The following is a 14,392-nucleotide window of genomic DNA, read 5'->3' on the forward strand; positions in this document are numbered from 1 at the left end:
ATTTGGGCCCAAAGGATCGGCTCCTCGCGCGCCGCGGCTAGCGTGGGAGCATGCCCGACACCCGCACCCCCTTCTCCGAGCTCGACGACCTCATCGCCATCCCGCGCCTCGGCGGCCTCGTGCTCTCGCCCGACGGAGGCCGCGCGGTGCTCACCGTCACGACCCTCGACGCCGCGCGGACCGGCTACCGCCACGCCCTCTGGGTCGTCCCCGCGACGGGCGGCGGCGTGCCGCGGCGCCTCACCCGCTCGGCGAGGAGCGAGGCCGGCGCGGCGTTCACCGCGACCGGCGACCTGCTGTTCGTCTCCTCCCGGCCCGACGCCGACGACGCCGACGAGAAGGACGCCGCGCAGCTGTGGATCCTGCCGGCCGCCGGCGGCGAGGCCCGCGCGCTGACGCGCCTGGCCGGCGGCGTGGACGGCATCGCGGCCGTCGCGCGCGACGCCGCCACGGTGATCCTGCGGGCGCCGCTGCTGCCCGGATCCACCTCGCTCGAGGCCGACGCCGTGGCGCGGAAGGCCCGCGCCGACCTCCAGGTGAACGCGATCCTGCACGAGAGCTACCCCGTGCGCTACTGGGACCACGACCTCGGCCCCGACGAGCCGCACCTGTTCGCGCTCGACCTCGCCGACGCGCTCGTGGAGGAGCCCGCGCGGCCCACGACGGCCGACTCCGCGACCGCGCTCGCCGCCGAGGCCGCGACCGAGGACGGCGGATCCGCGGCCGCCGCGCCCGGTGCCACCGCGCAGCCGTACCCGACCTCCCTGCCGCGCCCGCGCGACCTCACCCCTCGTCCCGGCCGCACGCTCGAGCACGCGTCCGCCGCGCTCGCGCCGGACGGCCGCACCCTCGTCGTCGCGGTGGGCGTGAAGGAGCGTCGCGGCTTCCGGCAGGCGCTCGTGTCGATCGACGTCGCGACCGGGGAGCGCACCACGCTCCTCGACCTGCCCGGCGTCGACCTCGAGATGCCCGCCATCAGCCCGGACGGCGCGCTCGTCGCCTACGTCCGCACCGACCGCGCGACGCCCGCCGCGCCCACGCAGCAGGAGCTCTGGGTGTCGGCGCTCGACGGATCCGACGCCCGTCGCGTCGCCGCGGGCTGGGACCGCTGGCCGTCGTCGCTCCGCTTCGACGCGGACTCGCAGGCGCTCGTCGTCACCGCCGACCAGGACGGTCGTGGACCGGTCTTCCGCATCGGTCTCGACGACTCCGTCACCCAGCTCACGACCGACGACCACTCCTACACGGACGTGCAGGTCGACCCCGAGACCGGCGACGTGCTCGCCCTCCGCTCCTCGTGGATGGCGCCCGCGCACCCCGTGCGCGTCTCGGCGGCCGACGGATCCGTGGCCGAGCTGGTCACGCCCGCGCCCGTCCCCGCGACGACCGGCACCATGACGGAGGTCGAGACGACGGCCGCCGACGGCGCGCGCGTGCGCGGCTGGCTGCTGCTGCCGGAGGGCGCGTCGGCCGAGGCGCCCGCACCGCTGCTGCTGTGGATCCACGGCGGCCCGCTCAACAGCTGGAACGCGTGGAGCTGGCGCTGGACCCCGCAGGTGATGGTGGCGCGCGGCTACGCGGTGCTGCTGCCGGATCCCGCGCTGAGCACCGGCTACGGCCTCGACTTCATCGCCCGCGGCTGGGACGCGTGGGGCGAGGCGCCCTTCACCGACCTCATGTCGATCACCGACGCCGTCGAGGCGCGCGACGACGTCGACGAGACGCGCACGGCCGCGATGGGCGGCTCGTTCGGCGGCTACATGGCCAACTGGGTCGCGGGCCACACCGACCGCTTCCGCGCGATCGTCAGCCACGCGAGCCTGTGGGCGCTCGACCAGTTCGGGCCCACGACCGACTCGTCGCAGTACTGGCAGAGCATCTTCTCCGCCGAGGGGCTCGACCGGAACTCGCCGCACCACTCCGTGCGCGACATCGTGACGCCCATGCTGGTGATCCACGGCGACCGCGACTACCGCGTGCCCATCGGCGAGAGCCTGCGCCTCTGGTCGGAGCTCGCGGAGCACCACGCGGCCGACGACGGCACCACGCCGCACAAGCTCCTGGTCTTCCCGGACGAGAACCACTGGATCCTGAAGCCGCAGCAGTCGGTGGTCTGGTACCGGACGGTGCTCGCCTTCCTCGACCAGCACGTGCACGGGGAGGACTGGGTCCGTCCCGAGGCGCTCGGCTAGCGGCGGCGTCGGCGTCCGGCCGTGACGTCGATCGCCACGGCGTCGAGCGAGCGGCGGAGCCAACGGGAGGCGGGATCCGCGTCCGCGCGGCGGTGCCAGCGCTGGTCCACCTGCACCTCGGGCAGGTCGAGCGGCAGCCGGTGCGCCCGGAGCGGGACGCCGCCCTCGATGAGGCGCTCGGTCATGAGCTCCGGGAGCAGGCAGATGGATCCGCTGCCCACGACCATGAGGGCCGCCACCGCGTAGGTGGGCGCGACCGCGACCACGCGGCGCGTCCGCCCCGTGGCCTCCAGCGCGTCGTCGACCGGCCCGCGCGCGCGGCCCCGCCGTGACGCCGAGACGTGCGGGTGGGACGCGAGGTCGTCGAGCGTGAGCCGCGCCTTCCGGCCGAGGGCCGCGCGCGCGCCCACGACGGCGACGAAGCGGTCGGTGAGGAGCGGCGCGGCGAGCACGTCGGGCGGCGAGGCCACGCGGATCCCCACGTCGAGGTCGAGCGTCCCGTCGCGGAGGCCCCCGGCGTCCTTCGACTCCTGCGGCACGAAGCGGAGCAGCACGCCAGGCGCCTCCGCGACGACGCGTTCCGACAGGGCCGGCGCGAGCACGGGGATCAGCGACTCGTTCATGCGGATGGTGAAGGCCCGGTTCCAGGTGGACGGGTCGTCCTCCCCGGCGCGGGTGAGGCCGTCCGCCTCGTCCAGCAGGGCGCGGACAGACGCGGCGACGCGCAGAGCGAACGGCGTGGGAACCATGCCGCGGCCGGCGCGGACGAGGATCTCGTCGCCCATGCTCACGCGGAGGCGGCCGAGCGCGCGGCTGGCGGCGGGCGGGGAGAGGCCGAGGCGGGCCGCGGCCTCCGTGACGCTGCTCGTCGCGACCAGGGCGTCGAGCACGCGCAGCAGGTTCAGGTCGAGCTGTGCCATGCGTCCTCCAGTTGCATCAAGTGCAATGCATGCTTACCACGATTGCACTGGACGCATGGGAGGTGCGGGCCGAGACTGGCCGAGGCGCATGGCGCATCCATCCGGATGCGATGGAGGCGCCGCCCACGAGAAGGAGCACCCGTGTCCCGAGCCATCCGCCCCCGCCAGCACGGAGGACCCGAGGTCCTCACCGTCGTCGACGTCCCCACACCCCGAGCGGGAGCCGGCGAGGTCGTCGTCCGCGTCCGCGCGGCGGGCGTCAACCCCATCGACTGGAAGCTCTACGGCGGTGCCTTCCACGACGTCGACGACGATCAGCGCGCGGAGGCCGGCATGACGGAGGCGCTGCCGACCCTCGGCCTCGAGTGCTCCGGCGTGGTCGTCGAGATCGGCGCGGACGTGCGCGACGTGGTCGTCGGCGAGGAGGTCGTCGTCTACCCGGTCACCGCCGCGTACGCCGATCACGTGGTCGCGCCGCCGTCCTCGCTCATCCCGCGACCGGCCGCGCTCGGCGAGGAGGAGGCCGCTGGCCTGATGCTCGCCGGCACCACCGCGGCGCACGCGCTGCACGCCGTCGGCGCGGGGGCGGGCGACACCGTCCTCGTCCACGGCGGATCCGGCGGCGTGGGGCTCATGGCCGTGCAGCTCGCGGGCATCGCCGGCGCCACGGTCGTCGCCACTGCGTCGGACCGCAACCACGAGGTGCTCCGCGGCCTCGGCGCGATCCCGGTCGCCCACGGCCCGGGGCTCGCCGACCGGATCCGCGCGGCGGCGCCGCGGGGGATCGACGCGGCCGTCGACACGGTCGGCACGGACGAGGCGCTCGACGTGTCGGTCGAGCTCGTCGCGGACCGCGGGCGGATCGCCTCCATCACGGGATCCGACCGGAGGGCGGATGCGGGCATCCGCCTCCTCGGCTACGGCCCCGGGCAGGACGCGGGCACGGAGTACCGCGCGTCGGTGCGGCAGACGCTGGCCGACCATGCGGGTGCGGGGCGCCTCCGGGTGCGGATCGCGGGGACCTTCGCCCTCGCCGACGCCGCGGACGCGCACCGCTTCGCGCGCCGGAGCCACGCGCCCGGCAAGGTCGTGCTGGTGCCCTAGGCCTCGTCGCGGTAGAGCACCCGGCGCTCGCCGGCACGCACGGCCGCGGCGAGGCGGTTGCCGGCGGGCGGGAGCGGGCAGTTCATCCAGTCGGAGAAGCCGCACGGCGGGACGACGGCGCGCGTGAAGTCGAGCGTCACGGGCCCGTCGCCGTCGGGGCGCGGGAGGAAGAGGAAGCGGCTGGGCGCGTAGCTCTCGCGGCCGGTGGTCGCATCCGCGAAGACGAGCTGGAGGCGGTCGCCGTCGGCGAACGCGCTGAGGCGCACCTCGCGCCCCTCGATCTCCACCACGATGTCGCCGGGCACCGGCAGCTCGCGCGTGCGGCCGGCGTCGGCGATGTGCTCGAACGGGATCACGCGGTCGTCGTCGACGCGCTCGAAGCGGCCCTCGAGGATCCACTCGGGCGCGTACGGGTAGACCTCGATGTCCTCGAACGCCTGGTTCTTCGGCGACGCCGCGTCCCACAGCCGGTAGCCGTGCTCGGGCTCGCCGGTGTCGAGCGAGGTGCGCTCGATGCGGGTGAGCTGCACGGTGTCGGGCTGGCCGTCGAGCGCCTCGAGGTCGCTGACCTCGCGGCCGGGCTCGAGCCAGGTCGTCTGGATGAGCGCGAGGCTGCCGAACGGGCTCGTCACGGCGGCGAGGCGGGCGCGGTGCCAGGCGTCGTACGCGGCGAGGTCGTCGGATGCGGCGGGGCGGGCGGGGGTCTCTCGCGTGTCGGTCACCCCGGGTCAACGTGCGGGACGTCCGGCGGCATTCCCGACGGGCGCCGGGGCCGCCGCGGAGGTCGCGCGGAGGCACCGGGTATTGACTGGATCCACCGACGGAAAGGACGCACCCATGGCACGCACGGTCGCCGACCAGCTCATCGCCCAGCTCATCGAGGCGGGGGTGAGCCGCATCTACGGGGTCGTCGGCGACAGCCTCAACCCGGTCGTCGACGCGGTGCGGCGCACGGGCGGGAGCCGCAAGGGCGGCATCGACTGGATCCACGTGCGCCACGAGGAGGCGGGCGCGTTCGCCGCCTCCGCCGAGGCGCAGCTGACCGGGAGGCTCGCCGTGTGCGCCGGATCCTGCGGCCCCGGCCACCTCCACCTCATCAACGGCCTGTACGACGCGCACCGCTCGGGCGCGCCCGTGCTCGCGATCGCCAGCCACATCACGACGAACCAGATCGGCTCCGGCTACTTCCAGGAGACGCACCCCGACCGCCTCTTCGTCGAGTGCTCGCACTACACGGAGATGATCTCGACCGCCGTCCAGGCGCCGCGCGTCGTCGACCAGGCGATGCGGCACTCCCTCGCGCTCGGCGGCGTCAGCGTCATCACGCTGCCGGGCGACGTCGCGGAGTTCCCCGCCGAGGGGGCGGCCCCCGCGTTCTCGCTGCCGCGGCGTCCCGCGGTCGTGCCGGCGGAGGAGGACGTGCGCGCGCTCGCCGCCGCCATCGACGAGGCGCGGACCGTCGCGATCTTCGCGGGGCGGGGAGCGGGATCCGCGCACGCCGAGCTCCTGGAGCTCGCCGACAAGATCGCCGCGCCGGTGGGCCACTCGCTGCGCGGCAAGGACGTGATCCAGCAGGACAACCCGTTCGACGTCGGCATGACGGGCCTCATCGGCTACGGCGCCGCGGCCGCCGGCATCTCGGGCGCCGACCTGCTGATCCTCATCGGCACCGACTTCCCCTACGACCAGTTCCTGCCCGGCAAGGACGTGCGGACGGCGCAGATCGACGTCGCGCCCGAGCGCCTCGGCCGCCGCACCGACGTCGACATCGCGATCCACGGCGACGCGCTCTCCACGATCCGCGCGGTGCTGCCGCTCGTCGAGCGGAAGACGAATCGGAAGTTCCTGGAGAAGCTGCTCGCGGAGCAGGAGAAGAAGGTCGAGCAGGTCGTCGGCGCGTACACGACGAAGGCGGAGGAGCTGCGGCCCATCCACCCGGAGTACGCGGCCAGCATCCTCGACGAGGTCGCGGGCGACGACACCGTGTTCACGGCCGACACCGGCATGTGCAACGTGTGGAGCGCGCGCTACCTCACCCCCAACGGGCGGCGGCGGATGATCGGCTCGCTCGTGCACGGGTCCATGGCGAACGCGCTCCCGATGGCCATCGGCGCGCAGGTCGCGTACCCGGAGCGGCAGGTCGTTTCGGTCTCGGGCGACGGCGGCCTGGCGATGCTCATGGGCGAGCTCGTGACGGTCGCGGCGTACGACCTGCCCGTGAAGGTGGTCGTGTTCAACAACTCGACGCTCGGGCTCGTGAAGGTCGAGATGCTGGTCGACGGGATCCCCGACTTCGGGGTGGACGTGCCCATGGTCGACTACGCCGCGGTCGCCGCCGCCCTGGGGATCCACTCCCAGCGCGTCGAGGACCCGGCCGACATCCGCGGCGCGCTGGAGGCCGCGTTCGCGCACGACGGTCCCGCGCTCGTGGACCTCGTGACCGACCCGATGGCGCTCTCGATCCCGCCGGAGATCACGGCCGCGCAGGTGAAGGGCTTCGCGCTCTCGATGTCGAAGATCGTGATGAACGGCGGCGTCGGCGAAGCCGTGAAGCTCGCCCGCTCGAACCTGCGGAACATCCCGCGGCCGTGAGCGGTTCCCCTGACGTCCCCGCACCCGTCCCATCGCCCGTCCCACCCCGAGGAGATCCCATGTCCCAGCCCGTCGTCGTCACCGCCGTCTTCACGCCCGTGGAGGGCAAGCACGATGAGGCGGTCGCCGCCCTCTCGCGCGGCATCGCCGGCGTGCACGAGGAGGAGGGCTGCGAGGTCTACGCGATCCACGACGCGCCCGACGGCACCATCGTGATGCTCGAGAAGTGGTCGTCCGTCGCGGACCTCGAGGCGCACGGCACGGGCGAGGCCGTCGCCCGCATGGGCGCGTCGCTCGCCGGCCTCATCACCGGGCCCGCCGTCGTCACGCGGCTCACACCGATCCCGGCCGGCTCGGAGCTGCAGGGCGCGCTCTAGGGATCCGCGCTCCGCTCAGCCGACCTCGACCAGCGTGATCCCCGCCGAGCGGTCGCCCGACGCGAGCGCCTCGAGCGCGGTCGGGGCCTCGTCGAGGGTGATGCGGTGCTCGATGAGCAGCTCGGGCTTCAGCGCGCCCGAGGCGACCAGGGCCATCAGCTCGGCGTAGTCGTGCGCGGGCATGCCGTGGCTGCCGTGCAGGCTCAGCTCCTGGCTGATGATGAACGGCACGGGCACCGTCGGCTCGCTCGGGAACAGGCCGATCTGGACCTGCCGGCCCGTCGGCGCGAGCGCGAGCAGGCTGATCCGGAGCGTGGACTCGCGGCCGAGCGCCTCCACCGAGACCTGGACGCCGTCGGGGGAGACCGCGTGGATCGCGTCGAGCACGTCGAGCTCCGAGAGGTCGGACGAGTCGATCGTGTACTCGGCGCCGAGCTCCGAGGCGCGCGCGAGGGCGGCGGGATCCACGTCGACCGCGATGACCTCCGCGCCGACCGCGACCCCGATCATCACGGCGCTGAGGCCGACGCCGCCGCAGCCGATGACGAGCAGGCGCTCGCCGCGCTGGATCCGGGCGCGGTGCACGAGCCCCCGGAACGCGGTGGCGAAGCGGCAGCCGAGGAGCGCCGCGGCGCCGGCGTCGAGGTCGTCGGGCACGGGGATCAGGTTCACGTCGGCGTCGTGCAGCACGACGAGCTCGGCGAAGGATCCCCAGTGCGTGAAGCCGGGCTGCGTCTGGTCCCGGCACACCTGGCCGTTGCCCGCGCGGCACTCGGCGCAGCGGCCGCACGCGCAGACGAACGGGACGGTCACGCGGTCGCCGACCCGGAAGCGCGTGACCTCGGGGCCGACCTCGTGGATCCGCCCGACCAGCTCGTGGCCCGGCACCTGCGGGAGCGCGATGCCGTCGTCGTGCCCGAGCCAGCCGTGCGCGTCGCTGCGGCAGACGCCTGTGGCCTCGACGCGGACGACGACGCCGGCGGGGGACGGCGCGGGATCCGGCAGCTCGCGGACGACGGGCGTCTCGCCGAACCTCTCGTAGACGACGGCGCGCATGGGGGCTCCTCGGGATCGGGGCGGGACGGGCTCGTCCACGCTATCCGAGCGGGGACCTCACCCGGCGCGCGGGGGGACCGGCGGCCCCGTGCCGTGTCCCGCTCCCGGCGCGCGCTGACAGACTGACGGGGTGACCCGCACCCCCGCCGCCCCCGCGTTCACCCGTCCGTCGCTCGCGCCCGGGCTCCTCGGCGCCATCGTGCTGCTGGCCGGGTTCGCGGTCATCGACGGGGAGTTCTTCACGGTCGTGCGCTTCGCGGTGGCGATCCTCGCGCTCATCATGATCGTGTTCTCGGTGCGCGCCCGCAGCTGGTGGAGCGCCGTGCTGCTCGCGGCCGTCGCGGTCATGTGGAACCCCGTCGCCGTGATCCCCGTCGAGGCCGTCACGTGGCAGTCGCTGCAGTACGTGGCCGCGATCGTGTTCATCGCCGCGGGCATCCTCGTGAAGGTGCCCGCGGAGGCCGCCCCTACGCCGGGCCGACCCCGAACGCGCGCTCCTCGGTGAGACCCCGCCGCAGGTAGGCGACGATCTCGTCGAGCGACCGGCGGGCGAGCCGGGGGTCGGCCGCCGGGTAGGCGAGCCAACCCTGGTCGGCCTGCGGGATCCGGATGAGCCGCGCCTTCGCGCCCGCCGCCTTGAGCGCCGCGACGCCCTCGACGACGTGGTCGATGCGCGGGTCCGCGGCACCGACGTGCACGAGCGCGTCGGGCATCCCGTCGCGGTCGCGGCCCCGGGAGTCGGTGGACCCGGGGCTCGGCACGTCGCCGGACGGGCTCACGAGCACGAGCCGCAGCACGGCGGGGCCGCCGGCGTCGCGGGCGAGCGCGGTGACGCGCAGCGCGCGGTCGGCGCCGGGGCCGTCGCCGAGGATCCCGAGCCGCTCCGCCGTGCCGTTCCACCCGGCCGCGTGCGACGCGATCCAGGAGAGGGTCGCGAGCGCCTGCGCGTCGTCGTCGGGCGCCATGGTCACGACGACCGCGCGGAGGTCCTTGGCGAGCGTGGACGGCAGCCAGTCGCCGTCGTGCCGGGCGAGGACGACGAGCACGGGGGATCCGGTCGCCGAGCGGTCGTGCCCGGGCGGCGTCCAGACGGCGACGTCGAGCGGCAGGCCCTGCTGGCCGGCGGGGAAGCGCGTGACGTGCGTGCCGGCCGCGGGCGTGCCGCGGAGGGAGCGCGCGACGGCGGGGACGTGCCGGATCGCGAGGCCGAGCAGGCGACGACGCGGCGTGACGCGGGCGGCGGTGCGCGCCGCCATCAGGACGTGCTCGCGGGACCGGCGCCGGCCGAGCCGGGCACGGGCGTCCCGGAGACCGCGGCGCGCGCCTCGGACGGGCGCGTCTCGCGGCCGCCGCGCGGCACCGCGCCGTGGCCCTCGGGCACGCGCTCGCCCTCGCGGACCGGGCCGGGAGGGGTGCCGTCGCCGAACGGCCGGCCGCCCAGCTCCTCGCGCCCGTGCGGCTCGAGCCAGCCCCACGTCTCGGGGCCGACCGGCACGACGCGGGTCGGGTTGATGTCGGTGTGCGTCAGGTAGTAGTGCTGCTTGATCTGCACGAAGTCGATGGTGTCGCCGAAGCCGGGCGTCTGGAAGAGGTCCCGCGCGTAGGCCCACAGCACGGGCATCTCGTCGAGCTTCTGCCGGTTGCACTTGAAGTGCCCGTGGTAGACGGCGTCGAAGCGCGCGAGCGTCGTGAACAGGCGCACGTCGGCCTCGGTGATGGTGTCGCCCACGAGGTAGCGCTGCGTGCTGAGCCGGTCGCTCAGCCAGTCGAGCCGGGAGAAGAGGCGGTCGTAGGCCTTCTCGTACGCCTCCTGGGATCCCGCGAAGCCGCAGCGGTACACGCCGTTGTTCACGTCGCGGAAGACCAGGTCGGCGACCTCGTCGATCTCCGCCCGCAGCGCGACGGGATAGAGGTCGGGCGCGCCCTCGCGGTGGTGCTCGGTCCACTCGGTGGAGAGGTCGAGCGTGATCTGCGGGTAGTCGTTGGTGACGACCTGGCCGGAGGGGATGTCGACGAGCGCCGGCACCGTGATCCCGCGCGGGTAGTCGGGGAAGCGCCGGAAGAACGACTCCTGCAGGCGCTCGGTGCCGAGCACCGGGTCGCGGCCGTCGGGGTCGAGGTCGAAGGTCCAGCTGCGGGCGTCGTGCGTGGGGCCGGGGAGGCCGAGCGAGATCGCGTCCTCGAGGCCGAGCAGCCGCCGCACGATCACCGAGCGGTTCGCCCACGGGCACGCGCGCGCCGCGACGAGGCGGTAGCGGCCGGCCTCGACGGGCCAGCCCTGCGAGCCGTCGCGGAGGATCCGGTCCTCGATGTAGTTCGTGTCGCGGGTGAACTCACCCTCCTCGACGTAGCGGCCGGGAGCGCCCGCCTCGTTGCTGCCTGCGGGTGTCGCCTGATCCGTCATGCATCCACCCTAGGCCGGGCCGCCCACGGCGACCGGGCCGCGTCCAGCCGCACCGCGCACACCGGCGCGCATCGCCGCCCGCGTACCGTAAACTCCTCTACGTGCCCGTCCTCCCCGAGGCGGCCGGGCGCAGGCGGCGGACCCTCATCCCATCCCCGACCCGGAACCCCGGTTGCTCGAGGCAGGTCCCCTCGCCACCGTCCGACCGCACGCGTCACCGTGCGCGACGGGCTTACGTCCTTCCGATCCGGGAGCGCAGGCAGCGCCTGGCCCCGGCAGTGAACAAGGAGTTGCATGGCTCGCACCGGCCAGCGGCGGTCCTCCGCCCGCACGCGCACGATCGACAACGAGGGGCTCATCCCCGTGCTGGCGCGCGCCGTGCGCGAGATCGAGCAGGCCGCGCAGCGCGGCAAGCTCAAGCCCGTCAACCGCACGAAGTTCCAGGTCATCGCCGTGCTGATGCGCGAGGAGCGCACGCACGCGAAGGACCCGGCCACCCCGCTCAGCGACCCCGAGCGCGCCGAGACCCTGAAGCGCCTCGACGGCATCGCGAGCATCCTCGCCCGCACGGCCGCGCGCGACACCTCGGTGCTGCCGCTGCTGGATCCCGACGCCAAGCTCTCCGAGACCGCCCGCGCCATGCGCAAGCACATGCTGTTCGACGGCGGCGTGGAGATGGTCGTGGAGGAGGAGCCGGAGCCCGAGCCCGAGGATCCCGCCCTCGCCAAGCTGCACGAGCGGCAGGTCGTGCCGCCCTCGGTGAAGGCCCGCGTCCTCGCCAACCCGTTCCTCGAGCCCGACCTCGACCGGCCCGCGCCCGCCGCGCCGCCCACCCGCCTGCTGGCGAACTGGGAGCTGCTCGGCCCGCTGTTCAAGTCGTTCGAGTACGGCGCCGGCGGCGGCATCGCGAGCATGGACCTGCCCGAGAGTCCCCGCATCGACCGCCTCTCCCCGCAGAACCTCGAGCTCATGCGCCACCAGGCGCGCTTCCTCGAGAGCGTGCGCCTCGGCCACCGCGAGTTCCTGCTCGCCGACGAGCCCGGCCTCGGCAAGACCGCGCAGGCGCTGCTCGGCGCGTCGGTCGCCGACGCCTACCCGCTGCTCGTCGTCGTCCCGAACGTCGTGAAGATGAACTGGAAGCGCGAGGTCGAGCGCTGGACGCCGCACCGCCGCGCCACCGTGATCCACGGCGACGGCGCGGGGCTCGACGCGTTCGCGGACGTCGTCATCGTCAACTACGAGGTGCTCGACCGGCACATCGGCTGGCTGCGGACGCTCGGCTTCCGCGGCATGGTCGTCGACGAGGCGCACTTCATCAAGAACCTGCAGTCGCAGCGCTCGAAGTTCGTGCTGGCGCTCGCCGAGAGCATCCGGCAGCGCCAGTCGAACCCGCTGCTCATGGCGCTGACGGGCACGCCGCTCATCAACGACATCGACGACTTCCGCGCGATCTGGCAGTTCCTCGGCTGGATCGACGGCGACAAGCCCACCTCGCGCCTCATGGGCGAGCTGGAGGAGGCGGGTCTCACGCCCGCCGACCCCGGCTTCTTCGCGGAGGCGAGGCGCGCGGTCATCGACCTGGGCATCGTGCGGCGCCGCAAGATCGACGTGGCGACGGACCTGCCGTCCAAGCGCATCGCCGACCTGCCCGTCGAGCTCGACGACGACCTGGGCCGCTCCATCCGCCAGGCCGAGCGCGAGCTCGCGGCGCGCCTCGTGAAGCGGTTCACGGCGCTCGTCGGCGCGCGCGGCACCACGGTCGCCGACGTCATGGACGGACCGGCATCCGAGCGCGCGAGCCTCGTGCGGCTCGTGGCGCAGTCCGAGCTCGACGAGGCCAAGGCGCAGAAGACCGGCGAGAACGTGTTCACCATGGTGCGGCGCATCGGCCAGGCCAAGGCCGTGCTCGCGGCCGACTACGCCGCGCAGCTCGCCCGCTCGGTGGGCAAGGTCGTGTTCTTCGCGAAGCACGTCGACGTGATGGACCAGGCCGAGGCCACGTTCGCCAAGCGCGAGCTGAAGAGCGTGTCGATCCGCGGGGACCAGACCCCGGCGGCGCGCCAGCACGCGATCGACTCCTTCCAGAACGACCCCGAGGTGAAGGTCGTGGTCTGCTCGCTCACCGCGGCGGGCGTCGGCCTCAACCTGCAGGCCGCGTCCAACGTGGTGCTCGCGGAGCTCAGCTGGACGAGCGCGGAGCAGACGCAGGCCATCGACCGCGTGCACCGCATCGGCCAGGAGGAGCCCGTCACCGCGTGGCGGATCATCGCGGCGCAGACCATCGACGCGAAGATCGCGGAGCTCATCGACAGCAAGGCGGGCCTCGCGGCGCGCGCGCTCGACGGCGAGGACTTCGACGAGGCCGGATCCACGTCCGTGCAGCTCGACGCGCTGTCGCACCTCCTCGAGGAGGCGCTGGCCGCGTAGCCGGGGCGGGCTAGTCGCCGTCCCGGCTGCGTCGGTGCCGGGCCACCCTGATCGAGTAGGCGAACGCGAACAGGAGGACGGCCCAGACCGCGGCCGGGGCCGCCTGCTCGGTGGCGGGGCGCCCGGAGGCCACCGGCACGATCACGAGCTGCGAGACGAGGTAGACGGCGGAGAGGATCGCGGCGTCGCGTGCGGCTCGGATGCGGCGGCGCCTCATGTCCTCCGGGGTCATCCGCCCAGGATGCGCGTCGGACGCGCGTGGGATGCGGATCCTCCCCAGCGCGGATCAGCCGCGCTCGGCCTTCCGCCGCGCCCGCTCCGCCTTCCGCGCCGCGCGGCGCTCACGGGCGACGGCGTCCTGCGCGTCCTGCGTCGGGTTCGAGCGCCTGGTGCCGATGACGGCGAAGACGAGGAGGATCACGATCGGGATGAAGACCAGGTAGATCAGGATCGACAGCTCCACGCGGGCTCCTCGGGTCGGGTGGCGCCAGCCTACGGGCCAGGGAGCAGAGCGGGATCCGGCATCCGCCGCGCCCGGGACGACATGCCCCGGCGCCGGGATGGGAACCTTCCCCACCCGCTTCCGCACCCACTGCTCCCGCGGTTCTCCGGGGCCGTGGGCCGATGTCCCCCCTTTCGGGTGGCGCCGGAGCCCCGGATCGGTACGCGGCGCCCGAGAAGGGGCATACGGTTCGGCTCGTCGGGGCGATCCCCGACACCCGTGCAGTACGAGCCCACAAGGCGGCAGCATGCGCAAGTCCCTGATCACCACCACCACCGTCGTCGTCGGAGCGCTGGCCCTCACCGGCCTGACCGCGCTCCCCGCGTCCGCGGCGACCACCACCGCGACGATGGAGGTGACCGCCGGCGCCCTGAGCATCACGGCCCCCGCCGCGGTCGCGCTCTCCAAGGTCGCCCCGGGGTCGACCTCCACCGGCACGCTCGCCGGCGTCCAGGTCTCCGACCTCACGGCCGACACGATCGGCTGGACCTCGTCGGTCAGCATCACGCCGTTCGCGTCCGCCACCACGAAGACCTCGATCCCCGTCGCGGGCATCACCTACACGCCGACGACCGCCACCACCACGGGCACCGTCGCGGTCGCGGCGGCCGCCGCGGCCGCCGGCACGGGCGCCGTCCAGACCGCCACCGCGGTCACGGGCAACAACACCGCGACCTGGGGCGCGACGGTCGCCGTCGCCGTCCCCGCCGACGCCCTCGCGGCGACCGACTACACGGCCACGCTGACGCAGTCCGTCCTGTAGCACGCGCACCAGACGGGGGCGTCCGCATCCGCGGTCGTCCCCGTCCGCATGTCGC

At 74.3% G+C, this 14,392-nt stretch carries 14 protein-coding genes; 7 read left to right on the forward strand and 7 right to left on the reverse strand.

Annotated features, from left to right (window positions below):
- The first annotated feature begins 50 nt into the window (after positions 1-50).
- Positions 51-2,192, forward strand: coding sequence for a prolyl oligopeptidase family serine peptidase (locus ITJ44_RS12660; protein WP_194635908.1), 2,142 nt, complete (start codon positions 51-53; stop codon positions 2,190-2,192).
- Here ITJ44_RS12660 and ITJ44_RS12665 read toward each other — a convergent pair.
- The gene (locus ITJ44_RS12665) at positions 2,189-3,112 is read right to left on the reverse strand and encodes a LysR family transcriptional regulator (RefSeq protein ID WP_194635909.1); all 924 of its coding nucleotides are present in this window, start codon (positions 3,110-3,112) and stop codon (positions 2,189-2,191) included. The genes ITJ44_RS12660 and ITJ44_RS12665 overlap by 4 nt on opposite strands.
- 141 nt (positions 3,113-3,253) lie before the next feature.
- Here ITJ44_RS12665 and ITJ44_RS12670 point away from each other — a divergent pair, with 141 nt between their 5' ends.
- Positions 3,254-4,216: an NADP-dependent oxidoreductase gene (locus tag ITJ44_RS12670; RefSeq protein ID WP_370551694.1), complete on the forward strand. Its 963-nt coding sequence runs from the start codon at positions 3,254-3,256 to the stop codon at positions 4,214-4,216.
- On the opposite strand, the gene ITJ44_RS16190 is transcribed toward ITJ44_RS12670, so the two are convergent.
- A complete protein-coding gene (locus tag ITJ44_RS16190; protein WP_194635911.1) occupies positions 4,213-4,938 on the reverse strand; it encodes a DUF1684 domain-containing protein in 726 nt (241 codons plus the stop codon). The genes ITJ44_RS12670 and ITJ44_RS16190 overlap by 4 nt on opposite strands.
- A 115-nt stretch (positions 4,939-5,053) precedes the next feature.
- Here ITJ44_RS16190 and ITJ44_RS12680 point away from each other — a divergent pair, with 115 nt between their 5' ends.
- Positions 5,054-6,808, forward strand: coding sequence for a pyruvate dehydrogenase (locus ITJ44_RS12680; RefSeq protein ID WP_194635912.1), 1,755 nt, complete (start codon positions 5,054-5,056; stop codon positions 6,806-6,808).
- 59 nt (positions 6,809-6,867) lie between these two features.
- A complete protein-coding gene (locus ITJ44_RS12685; RefSeq protein ID WP_194635913.1) occupies positions 6,868-7,185 on the forward strand; it encodes a putative quinol monooxygenase in 318 nt (105 codons plus the stop codon).
- 15 nt (positions 7,186-7,200) lie between these two features.
- Here ITJ44_RS12685 and ITJ44_RS12690 read toward each other — a convergent pair whose 3' ends face one another.
- Positions 7,201-8,241: a zinc-dependent alcohol dehydrogenase family protein gene (locus ITJ44_RS12690; protein ID WP_194635914.1), complete on the reverse strand. Its 1,041-nt coding sequence runs from the start codon at positions 8,239-8,241 to the stop codon at positions 7,201-7,203.
- Positions 8,242-8,371: 130 nt separating this feature from the next.
- Here ITJ44_RS12690 and ITJ44_RS12695 point away from each other — a divergent pair, with 130 nt between their 5' ends.
- On the forward strand, positions 8,372-8,746 hold the full coding sequence (locus ITJ44_RS12695) for a DUF6804 family protein (protein ID WP_194635915.1): 375 nt from the start codon (positions 8,372-8,374) through the stop codon (positions 8,744-8,746).
- On the opposite strand, the gene ITJ44_RS12700 is transcribed toward ITJ44_RS12695, so the two are convergent.
- Both ITJ44_RS12700 and ITJ44_RS12705 read right to left on the reverse strand, forming a co-directional pair.
- Positions 8,709-9,497: an alpha/beta hydrolase gene (locus tag ITJ44_RS12700; RefSeq protein ID WP_194635916.1), complete on the reverse strand. Its 789-nt coding sequence runs from the start codon at positions 9,495-9,497 to the stop codon at positions 8,709-8,711. The two genes, ITJ44_RS12695 and ITJ44_RS12700, sit on opposite strands and share 38 nt — an antisense overlap.
- Entirely contained in the window at positions 9,497-10,645 is a 1,149-nt protein-coding gene (locus ITJ44_RS12705; RefSeq protein WP_194635917.1) for a glutathione S-transferase family protein, read from the reverse strand. The genes ITJ44_RS12700 and ITJ44_RS12705 overlap by 1 nt, the downstream gene beginning before the upstream one ends.
- A gap of 294 nt (positions 10,646-10,939) precedes the next feature.
- Between ITJ44_RS12705 and ITJ44_RS12710 the strand changes: the two genes are divergently transcribed.
- Positions 10,940-13,072: a DEAD/DEAH box helicase gene (locus ITJ44_RS12710; RefSeq protein ID WP_194635918.1), complete on the forward strand. Its 2,133-nt coding sequence runs from the start codon at positions 10,940-10,942 to the stop codon at positions 13,070-13,072.
- 10 nt (positions 13,073-13,082) lie between these two features.
- On the opposite strand, the gene ITJ44_RS12715 is transcribed toward ITJ44_RS12710, so the two are convergent.
- Together ITJ44_RS12715 and ITJ44_RS12720 are read right to left on the reverse strand one after the other, a co-directional pair.
- Positions 13,083-13,304: a hypothetical protein gene (locus ITJ44_RS12715; protein WP_194635919.1), complete on the reverse strand. Its 222-nt coding sequence runs from the start codon at positions 13,302-13,304 to the stop codon at positions 13,083-13,085.
- A gap of 54 nt (positions 13,305-13,358) precedes the next feature.
- Positions 13,359-13,535, reverse strand: a complete 177-nt coding sequence (locus tag ITJ44_RS12720; protein ID WP_194635920.1) for a hypothetical protein — start codon at positions 13,533-13,535, stop codon at positions 13,359-13,361.
- Positions 13,536-13,821: 286 nt separating this feature from the next.
- On the opposite strand from ITJ44_RS12720, the gene ITJ44_RS12725 reads away from it, so the two are divergent.
- Positions 13,822-14,337, forward strand: a complete 516-nt coding sequence (locus ITJ44_RS12725; protein WP_194635921.1) for a hypothetical protein — start codon at positions 13,822-13,824, stop codon at positions 14,335-14,337.
- Positions 14,338-14,392: the final 55 nt, after the last annotated feature.

This window comes from Clavibacter sp. VKM Ac-2873 (assembly GCF_015351075.1).
Taxonomy (GTDB): Bacteria; Actinomycetota; Actinomycetes; order Actinomycetales; family Microbacteriaceae; genus Clavibacter.